This is a genomic window from Vogesella mureinivorans (genome assembly GCF_007644035.1).
GTDB lineage: Bacteria > Pseudomonadota > Gammaproteobacteria > Burkholderiales > Chromobacteriaceae > Vogesella > Vogesella mureinivorans.
Map to the genome: position 1 here is coordinate 283,751 of NZ_VMTV02000291.1, position 8,224 is coordinate 291,974.

The following is an 8,224-nucleotide window of genomic DNA, read 5'->3' on the forward strand; positions in this document are numbered from 1 at the left end:
CAACGCAAAAAGGCGCCGCTCATGTGAACGGCGCCTTTTTTATGGTGCGCCCTGCGTCAGGCTTCGGCACCCGCAGCGCGCAGCCGCTCGCGGATAGGCTCGGGGATGGACACCGACTTGCCCGCCTGGTAATCCACCCACACCAGCGTGGCCTCGCCCACTGCGTACACCGTGCTGTCATCGCCCTGCAGATAAAAATGATGGCGCAGCGTCAGGCTGCTGCGGCCAACCTTGACCACCTCCGTGGTGACCACCACGGTAGCCGGGTAGGACAGCTCGCGCTTGTAGGTACAGCTGGTGCTGCCCAGTACCGGGCCGACACCGGCCGGGTCGATGGGAAAACCCATACCGTCCAGCCATTCCACACGGATCTGCTCCATGTAGCGAAAATAATAGGTATTGTTCAGGTGCCCTACCGCGTCCATATCGCCCCAGCGCATGGTAATGGTACGGCGGTCCAGCAAAGGCAGAGTCTTATCCATGGTGTCCCTTTGTGTGCAATGCAGCATCATGATAACGGCCCGCTTCCGTAAACGTAAGTAGCCGGCACAAACGCACTGTTCGCACACCCTGCCCCGCTTGGGCTAAAATGCCAGCCCCTTACGCACGCACACGCCCATGGCCAAACTTTTTTACCGCTACGCGGCGATGAATAGCGGCAAGAGCACCCAGCTTTTGCAGATCGCCAATAATTACGAAACCATGGGCAAGGCCGTGCGCCTGTATACCGCTGCCATCGACGACCGCTACGGCGTGGGCAAGATCACCTCGCGGCTGAATATCCAGCGCGACGCGCTAACCTACGACGCAGCATTCGACTTTCTGGCGCAAGACTACCAGGGCATAGCCTGCGTGCTGATCGACGAAGCACAGTTCCTCAGCAGCCAGCAGGCGCAGCAGCTGCACCGCTTGGCGCACACCCGCCACGTACCGGTGATCTGCTTTGGCCTGCGCAGCGACTTCAAAGGCGAGCCCTTCCCCGGTGCCGCCTGGCTGCTGGCGCTGGCAGAGGACATCGAAGAGATCAAGACCATCTGCACTTGCGGGCGCAAGGCCACCATGCATATCCGCGTAGACGGCCAGGGCCAGCGGCTGCAGGAAGGGCCACAAGTCGATATCGGCGACGACACGCGCTACCACGCCGTGTGCGCCAAATGCTTTTATCAGGGCCACGCCCGGGAAGACACACCATGAGCAAACCCCGCCAAGGCGGCAGCAAGCCCGCACCCGCCAGCGCCGAGCGCCAGGCGGCCGACAAACGCCACGCCCGCGCCGAAGCTGCCTGCCACACCGTGCTACAGCTGTTTGCCAGCCTGGAAGAAGACAGCGCCTGGCAAGCCTGCGAGATGGCGCTGAAGTACGCACAAATGGCCGCCGTATACGCGCGCAAGATCCGCAATGGCCGCGTTATCAGCGCGCCAGACTTCAACGCTGCGGTAGAGGTCTGCACCAGCGCCCGCCGCGCCCTGCGCAGCCTGGACGCCGAGCTGGTTTTTGCCGGCCACCCACGCCAGGCCGACCTGGCCGAGGCCGCCAGCGCCAGCTACCAGGTATTGCTGGACCACCACCAGCTCACCAAGGGCAAGGCCTGAGCCACGGCCCCGTAAAAGCACAAGGCCACGGCATTGCCGTGGCCTTGTTGTTTGACGACGCCAAACCTGGCGCTCAGTCAGCCAGCTTGTGCTGCCTGCCACTGTGCATGGATGCGGCCAACCTCATCCAGCCAGCGCTGCTTGTCCTCAGCCGGAACTGCACCACCTCTGCCGCCGTCAGGCCCAATACCTCGCCGGCAGCATCCTGCTGCGCCTGCGCGGTGCATACTTCGGCGTTAGACAGCAGGCCGAGGTAGCGCGGTGCAACGTAGCCTACCAGCAGACCCAGGATGGCGACACAACCAGCAGCTCCAGCATGGTGAAACCGCGTAGTGCTTGGGGTGGCCGAATATTATGGTTTGGCATAACGTGGGCGATCATGATTCAAAACAAACAGCCAAGGTTGGCCGCAAGGCGATGATGGCGTACGGCCTGCCAGTTATTCGCGGTAAACGTTGGGCTTCGCTGCGCTCAACCCAACCTTGTATCTTGCCTACTGTGGTGATTAGCTATCACCACACGAATCCGGGGCAGCTTGAGCCCAACCTTAAGGCCAGACCTTGCTTCGTAGATCAAGCCCCCGGATTCACCTCATCGCCAAGCCCAACACTGAACGGTAGCCAAGGGGTCAACCCTGTATGCACAAGGCAAGTGGGCGATTTGGCTTTTCTTCTCAGGAGTCTTGCCATGCTTTACCTCGGTATCGATGTCGCCAAGGCCAAACTGGATTGCAGCCTGTTACTCGACCCCGCCAGCGGCAAGCGCAAGGCCAAGTCGGTGGCCAACACACAGACAGGGTTCGCCGAACTACTGCAATGGCTGCACAAGCAGGATCTTGCCCCTTCGGGCATTCACGCCATTATCGAAGGCACCGGTGTTTACCATGAACAGGCCGCCATGGCGCTATGTGATGCGGGTGTCACCATCTCCATTGTCAACCCGGCTCAGATACGTGATTTCGCCAAAGGCCTGGCCATCCGCAGCAAAACCGACGGTATCGATAGCCAAGTGCTGGCCCGCTACGGCGCCCTGCTACAGCCTGCGATCTGGACGCCACCCATGTAATGACCCACTAAAAACCTGCACAGGTCATAATTCACACAGGAGCATGTGATGAGTATGACCATGGAAGACGACATCAAACGCTGGACCGCCAAGCGCAAAGCCGCGCTGGTGATGGAGATCATTCAAGGCAAGAGCACGGTGGCCGAAGCCTCCCGCGCTTTCGACCTGCCCCCCTCCGAGATCGAAACCTGGGTCGATGAGGCCAAACGTGGCATGGAGAACGCCCTGCGTGCCAAGCCGATGGACATCCGCGAGCAGTACGAAAAACAACTCAAAGAGCTGCAGGAAGCCTACGGCGAAGCCATGCTGGAGCTGCGCGCCCGAAAAAAGCTGCAGTCTCTGCTGGGCGAGGACGACAAGTAGTCCACCTCGTCCGGCAGGGACTGGCAGACGACGGCATTCAGGTGCCCATCAGCAAGCTGTGCCGCTGGTTCGGCGTGCCACGTCGCACGCTGTACTACCGCCCGCAAAAGGCTGCACCCAAGCTGCAACCGCAACTGGTCGAGCCGATCAAGGAGATGATTGAAGAGAACCCTTCATTCGGCTACCGCACCGTGGCAGGCCTGCTGGGTATGAATAAAAACACCGTGCAGCGCATCTTTCAGCTTAAAGGCTGGCAGGTGAAGAAGCGGCCCGTCGGCTTCCGCCCGCGCGTGCAAGCCCTGCCATCGGTGGCCGCCGAGCCGAACCAACGTTGGGCCACCGACCTGTGCCGCATCTGGGCGGGGAAGGATGGCTGGTGCCACTTGGCTTTGGTGATTGACTGCTGCACTCGCGAACTGCTGGGCTGGCATCTGTCACGCAGTGGCAAGTCCAAAACGGCCGAATCGGCGCTGGAACACGCGCTGATCAATCGCTTTGGCTGCCTGGGCCGAGTACCGCAACGCTTTCTGCTGCGCAGCGATAACGGCTTGGTGTTCACCAGCCGCAACTACACCGCCTTGGTGAAAAGCTACGGTTTGCAGCAGGAGTTCATCACGCCGTACACGCCGGAGCAGAACGGGATGGTGGAAAGGGTGATCCGCACCTTGAAAGAGCAGTGCGCGTATCGGCACCGCTTTGAAAGCCTGGCGCACGCCAGCCGGGTGATTGCAGACTGGATCGGGTTCTACAACCACCGACGCCCGCACCAGGCTTTGGGGATGAAGACGCCGGCGATGGCGTATCAATTAGCAGCCTGACCTGTGCAGAAAGGGCTGGGTCATTACACCCACAGGCCCGCGTCTTGCAGGCGCTGCTATCGCGGCGAGAGGCGGTTGCGCAGGATCTGCAGCGCGAGAGGAATCGTCAGGAAAAAGCCGATGCCGCCGACACGCCAGAGTTGATCCGTCAGTCACTGGCAGACTCGATTGCTTTCCTGCAAACGCAGTTGAAAAGGCTGCAGCAGGATATTGATGACCACATCGACCGTCACCCTGTATTGAAAGACGATCTGGCGCTGCTGAACAGCATTCCGGGGGTGGGGCCGCAGGTTGGCCGCCATCTGTTGTCGGTGTTGCACCGGCATCACTTTGCCAACGCTGAGCAACTGTCGGCCTATCTAGGCTTGGTGCCGGTGGAGCGGCAATCGGGTAGCTCGGTACTGGGTCGGGCACGGCTGTCAAAAGCCGGCCCTGCGCATCTGCGCGCCGTGTTGTATATGGCGGCGGTGGTGGCTACCAAATACAACCCGCACGTGAAGGTGCTGTACGCGCGCTTGCTGGCGCGGGGCAAATGCAAGATGGCCGCCTTGGGGGCGGCCATGCGCAAGCTGGTGCATTTGTGCTTCGGGGTGTGGAAAACCCGTCAGCCCTATCGGGCGGATTACGCCAAGATCAGCTGACGGGCAAGACGGTATCTACCGTGCTTATTCATCAGAAAAATTCCATCCATTTATGCAGGAAAATCCAGCATAAACCTCTCCAAGCCTAAAATAAAACAATTCCTCAGAATCATCATTCAAGCAAAAAACAAAAATTGAAAAGCCAGATTCAAATACCAATTGTAAATCAAATTTACTTACAACCCTTATATCAACAAGACATCCCAAAGGATAGACATCAATCAATTCAATTGTTCCATCCCAATCACGAGAACTACATGCCCCCAAGAGCAATTTATCATTACTCACCAATCGCCAGCTGCGGGCGTAAATCATAAATCGATAAGCAGGTCTAAATTCAAATTTATTTAAACCAACTCTAGTATTTATCAAATCCTCACCAAAAATCAACTCCAGTGAAGAATCAGAAAAATGCTTAAAGGATGTGCACTCTAAAGAGTGCAGCGCATTAACAACTCTTTTTATTTCTTCAATCACAACAAACCCCAATCTCTCAAAACATCTTTAACGTGCTCCAGCGCCTCTTCCAAAGTTCTATCTGCATACCCAGGTTCTTTCTTATCATGGAAATCTCGCTTAGCCTCTCTGCCCGCTTCGTTCCCATATGCATCTCTTACTTTTTTTCTAAATCATTACCTAACTTATCCACCCTTTTTTCAGACGCGGGCTGTCTATTCTCATTCGCTTTCTTTTGAGGAGACTTCTTTTTTCCACCATAATTTTTATCCGCGTACTTATCATCTGGATCATCCTCTGGATCTGGTGCGCCCATAGAACCCGCTGTCCTATTTGGCTTACGACCCACCCCCTTTGCTTGCGCCGCGTCAAGAGGCTTTTTCTGCCTACACTCAGAAACTTGACTTTCATTCTTTTGTGGAGCTTCTCCATATGCTCCACCCACATCCGGCTTTGCTTTGCCAACTTATCTGGTATCTAGTGATTGACTACTTGGTCTACCAATTTTAGGAGATTGACTATCAAGACGGGCATCGGCAGCAACTCGATCAAACACTTCCCTGTCAACCAGATCAATATTATCTGCAATAGCAGCACCAATTGATAGGCCGGCCACCGCTCCCATAAAACCAGATATCTGGGAAGCTACTGCTGGCGCTGCAAGAACTGCAAACTCCCCACTCGGATCGGTATAACTCAGCGGGTTGTTCATCACGTACGCGTAGCGGTTGTAGTTTTGCATCCGCTCTTCGTCCGTCACCTCCGGATCGGGGCTCAGGAAGCGCCCCAGCAGCGGATCGTAAATCCGCGCGTTCATATTGATCAGACCCAGCTCGTCCAGGTGCTCGTGACCAGTATAACCGCGGTCGGTCGTCTGGCCGGCAATGCCCGGGTTGGCCGCATCGGTCTGCCCGCTGGCGTAGCGCCGTTTGCCCCACGCGTCAAACCCCAGGCTTTCCAGCAGCTGGCCGCTGCTACCCATGATGGCCCGGTTGCTGCCCAGGTGGTCTTTGACCCAGTAGCGTTCTTCTTCTGCGGCCTGGCCGGCGGCCGGGTTGTCGCGTTTGACAACTTCACCAATGACGTCGCCCAGGGTGGTGAGGTAGTGCTTGTGTTCGACTTTACCATCGGTGCCGATGGTTTTCTCGTAGAACAGGCCACTGCCTTTGCCGGTGTTGAAGTACAGCTGGGTGCCGTATTTGCTGGACACTTGCTTGATGCGCTCGTGTTCGGCGTCGTACCAGTATTCTTCGCGCTGGCCATAGCCTTCCAGGGTTTTGGGCAGGTTGTAGCTGGTCCAGCTGGCGAGGCGGTTTTCATTGCGGACCAGGTTGCCGTTGGCGTCGTATTCGAAACCGCGCTCGATGCCGTCTACGCCTTTGAGGGCGGTCAGGGCGTGGGGGCGTACCACGCCGGGGCCGCTGGCGGGGTAGCTGTAGCTGCCAACGCCGCTCTTGTAGGTGATGTTGCCCAGTTCGTCGTAGACGATGTCCTGGGTGCTGACCGGGTTGTCACCGCTGGCTTTGGTGAGGCGGTTCAACTCGTCGTAGCTGAAGTTTTCGTTGTACTAGTACGGGGTGCCGGCGGTGATCTTCAGGTTGCACGTTTTGAGGTTGCCGACGCTGTCGTAGAGGTAACGTTCCTGGAAGGCGGCACCGGCATCGACGAGCTCGACCCGGTCGCGGTTGTTGTACACGCGGTTGACGGCGGCGCTGCCGCCGGCAAACAGCTGGCGGGTGGCGCACCCGGCGGCGTCGAGGCTATCGGCTTGCCAGTAGGTTTTACCGGTGGCCGCATTGCCGAGTCGTTGCAGTCGGCCTGAGCGACCCTGCAAAACAACAAGGCCACGGCATTGCCGTGGCCTTGTGCTTTTACGACGCCAGAGCTGGCAATCAGCCCGCCTGCGCCGCCTGCCACTGCGCATGGATGCGGCCAACCTCGCCCAGCCAGTGCTGTTTATCGGCAGCCGGCAGCCAGCTGGCCTCGAAGCTGTTGTTCACCAGCTGCACCACCTCTTCCGCCGTCAGGCCCAGCGCCTCGCGGCAGGCGTAGAAGTTCTGGTTCAGGTAGCCACCAAAATAAGCCGGGTCGTCCGAGTTCACCATGGCCGCCAAGCCGGCCTGCAGCATGCGGCGCAGCGGGTGCTGGCCCAGATCCGGCGTGACCTGCAGGCGCTGGTTGGACAGCGGGCACACGGTCAGCGGTGTGCGGTCTGCGGCCAACCTTTGCACCAGGGCGCTGTCTTCCAGGCTGCGTACGCCGTGGTCAATGCGGCATACCTGCAGCAGGTCCAGCGCCTCGCTCACATACGCCGCCGGGCCTTCTTCGCCAGCGTGCGCCACACAGGGCAGGCCCAGCGCGTGGCAGCGGGCAAACAGGCGGGTAAATTTGGACGGCGGGTGGCCCAGCTCGCTGGAATCCAGCCCGAAACCATCGATACCGGCCAGATACGGCTCGGCCTGGTCCAGCACGGCCATGCCGGCTTCTTCGCTCAAATGGCGCAAAAAACTCATGATCAAGCGCGAGCTCATGCCCCACTGCGCCTGCGCCGCGTCCAGCGCACGGCGTATGCCGTGGTAAACGGTGGCAAAGGCAATGCCGCGGTCGGTGTGCGTTTGCGGGTCGAAGAAGATTTCGGTGTGCACGATGCAGTCGGCGTGGGCGCGCTCGAGGTAGGCCCAGGTCAGGTCGTAAAAGTCCTGCTCGGTTTGCAGCACGCCCGCACCGGCGTAGTACAGGTCCAGAAAGGACTGCAGGCTGTCGAACTGGTAAGCATCACGCAGCGCGTCGATGCTGGCATACGGCAGGGTAATGCCGTTACGCGCGGCCAGGGCAAACATCAGCTCCGGCTCCAGCGTGCCTTCAATATGCAAGTGCAGCTCGGTTTTGGGCAGCGCCGCAATCAGCGCGTCTACGGGGTGGGTCATGGCGGGCTTTCTGCAAGGTTGGCCGCAATGTGCGGCGCGGTCATTCGTGATAGCCCCTGCCAGCGCCGGATAGCAAAGCAAAAAGCCCCGCGCTAGTGCGCAGGGCTTTTTGATTCTGGCGGAGAGGGGGGGATTCGAACCCCCGTCAGGGTATTACCCTGAACACGCTTTCCAGGCGTGCGACTTAAGCCACTCATCCACCTCTCCAGAATAGTTTGCTTGCAGCGTAGGCTGCGGCAATCTCCGGCAGGGCGCAGATTGTAAATACTGGCGGAGAGGGGGGGATTCGAACCCCCGTCAGGGTATTACCCTGAACACGCTTTCCAGGCGTGCGACTTAAGCCACTCATCCACCTCTCCAGA

13 protein-coding genes and 2 tRNA genes are annotated in these 8,224 nt (G+C 58.8%); 6 read left to right on the forward strand and 9 right to left on the reverse strand.

Annotation, left to right across the window (positions count from 1 at the left end; genetic code table 11):
* Positions 1 to 56 precede the first annotated feature (56 nt).
* On the reverse strand, positions 57 to 482 hold the full coding sequence (locus tag FLQ44_RS09740; protein ID WP_147694233.1) for an acyl-CoA thioesterase: 426 nt from the start codon (positions 480 to 482) through the stop codon (positions 57 to 59).
* Positions 483 to 618: 136 nt separating this feature from the next.
* Between FLQ44_RS09740 and FLQ44_RS09745 the strand changes: the two genes are divergently transcribed.
* Complete coding sequence (locus FLQ44_RS09745; protein WP_147688984.1) at positions 619 to 1,194, forward strand: thymidine kinase; 576 nt, start codon at positions 619 to 621, stop codon at positions 1,192 to 1,194.
* Entirely contained in the window at positions 1,191 to 1,592 is a 402-nt protein-coding gene (locus FLQ44_RS09750; protein ID WP_147694234.1) for a hypothetical protein, read from the forward strand. Before FLQ44_RS09745 ends, FLQ44_RS09750 begins: the two co-directional genes overlap by 4 nt.
* A gap of 273 nt (positions 1,593 to 1,865) precedes the next feature.
* On the opposite strand, the gene FLQ44_RS24875 is transcribed toward FLQ44_RS09750, so the two are convergent.
* A complete protein-coding gene (locus FLQ44_RS24875; RefSeq protein WP_369126602.1) occupies positions 1,866 to 1,973 on the reverse strand; it encodes a type II secretion system protein in 108 nt (35 codons plus the stop codon).
* A gap of 306 nt (positions 1,974 to 2,279) precedes the next feature.
* Between FLQ44_RS24875 and FLQ44_RS23620 the strand changes: the two genes are divergently transcribed.
* Genes FLQ44_RS23620 through FLQ44_RS09775 form a run of 4 tightly spaced genes read left to right on the forward strand, consistent with a single transcriptional unit; the run spans position 2,280 to position 4,479 of the window.
* A complete protein-coding gene (locus FLQ44_RS23620; protein ID WP_170252912.1) occupies positions 2,280 to 2,657 on the forward strand; it encodes an IS110 family transposase in 378 nt (125 codons plus the stop codon).
* Between the two features lie 48 nt (positions 2,658 to 2,705).
* The gene (locus tag FLQ44_RS09765) at positions 2,706 to 3,020 is read left to right on the forward strand and encodes a DUF1153 domain-containing protein (RefSeq protein ID WP_147694236.1); all 315 of its coding nucleotides are present in this window, start codon (positions 2,706 to 2,708) and stop codon (positions 3,018 to 3,020) included.
* 20 nt (positions 3,021 to 3,040) lie between these two features.
* A complete protein-coding gene (locus tag FLQ44_RS09770; protein WP_240801235.1) occupies positions 3,041 to 3,838 on the forward strand; it encodes an IS3 family transposase in 798 nt (265 codons plus the stop codon).
* A gap of 44 nt (positions 3,839 to 3,882) precedes the next feature.
* Complete coding sequence (locus tag FLQ44_RS09775) at positions 3,883 to 4,479, forward strand: transposase (RefSeq protein ID WP_170252914.1); 597 nt, start codon at positions 3,883 to 3,885, stop codon at positions 4,477 to 4,479.
* Between the two features lie 24 nt (positions 4,480 to 4,503).
* Here FLQ44_RS09775 and FLQ44_RS09780 read toward each other — a convergent pair whose 3' ends face one another.
* The 7 genes from FLQ44_RS09780 to FLQ44_RS09810 all read right to left on the reverse strand — a co-directional run bounded on the left by FLQ44_RS09780 (position 4,504) and on the right by FLQ44_RS09810 (position 8,221).
* On the reverse strand, positions 4,504 to 4,956 hold the full coding sequence (locus FLQ44_RS09780) for a hypothetical protein (RefSeq protein ID WP_147694238.1): 453 nt from the start codon (positions 4,954 to 4,956) through the stop codon (positions 4,504 to 4,506).
* A gap of 136 nt (positions 4,957 to 5,092) precedes the next feature.
* Positions 5,093 to 5,380 carry a hypothetical protein gene (locus tag FLQ44_RS09785; protein WP_147694239.1) on the reverse strand — a complete coding sequence of 96 codons (288 nt, stop codon included), beginning with the start codon at positions 5,378 to 5,380 and terminating at the stop codon, positions 5,093 to 5,095.
* Between the two features lie 21 nt (positions 5,381 to 5,401).
* Positions 5,402 to 6,475, reverse strand: a complete 1,074-nt coding sequence (locus FLQ44_RS09790; protein ID WP_147694240.1) for an RHS repeat domain-containing protein — start codon at positions 6,473 to 6,475, stop codon at positions 5,402 to 5,404.
* A gap of 27 nt (positions 6,476 to 6,502) precedes the next feature.
* On the reverse strand, positions 6,503 to 6,769 hold the full coding sequence (locus tag FLQ44_RS09795) for a hypothetical protein (RefSeq protein ID WP_147694241.1): 267 nt from the start codon (positions 6,767 to 6,769) through the stop codon (positions 6,503 to 6,505).
* A 58-nt stretch (positions 6,770 to 6,827) separates the two neighbouring features.
* Positions 6,828 to 7,862: an adenosine deaminase gene (locus tag FLQ44_RS09800; protein WP_147694242.1), complete on the reverse strand. Its 1,035-nt coding sequence runs from the start codon at positions 7,860 to 7,862 to the stop codon at positions 6,828 to 6,830.
* Positions 7,863 to 7,978: 116 nt separating this feature from the next.
* Positions 7,979 to 8,069, reverse strand: a tRNA-Ser gene (locus FLQ44_RS09805).
* Positions 8,070 to 8,130: 61 nt separating this feature from the next.
* A tRNA-Ser gene (locus FLQ44_RS09810) sits at positions 8,131 to 8,221 on the reverse strand.
* Positions 8,222 to 8,224 lie beyond the last annotated feature (3 nt).